Source organism: Vibrio sp. 970 (assembly GCF_033339075.1).
Window position 1 is genome coordinate 1 of the sequence record NZ_JAWOTW010000883.1, and the last position, 505, is coordinate 505.

At 45.1% G+C, this 505-nt stretch carries 1 protein-coding gene; it reads right to left on the reverse strand.

Translation table 11 applies throughout. The annotated features are described in order from the left end of the window. A partial coding sequence (locus R7Q11_RS29715) for an RNB domain-containing ribonuclease (RefSeq protein ID WP_225467408.1) occupies window positions 1-505 on the reverse strand: 505 nt, incomplete at both ends.

Genomic DNA, 505 nt, shown 5'->3' on the forward strand with positions numbered 1-505 from the left:
AATATCGAAAATCTCACCTGTGAAACAAGTTTGCTTGCTTGGTTCATCCGCAAGAGTACGTGCGTATAGCCAATCAGACACGTTACGCTCTGCAATTTTGTGGTGCTTACGGTGCAGTGCCAGTTCTTCACCCACTTGATCGTCAGGTTTTTGTACTGGTTCTTTATCTAGAATCACCGCTTTTAGCATACGGTGGTTGATCATATCGCCGTATTTACGAATTGGGGATGTCCAAGTCGCATAAATGTCTAGACCCATCGCGTAATGAGGAAGAGGTTGGTTACCCACTTCACTGTATGCTTGGAACTTACGAATGCGGTTGTCTAGGTAAGATGTCTCTTGAACCGCTAACCAACGACGTAGAGCCGCAAAGCCTTCAAGCGTTGCAATCGATTCTGCTGTGAATTCTAGCGTACCCTCAGGGTTAACGAGTTGCACAACTTCTTCGATTTTCTCTGGTTTCAAACCTGCGTGAGTGTTGAATACGCCAGTTTCGAATTTTTCA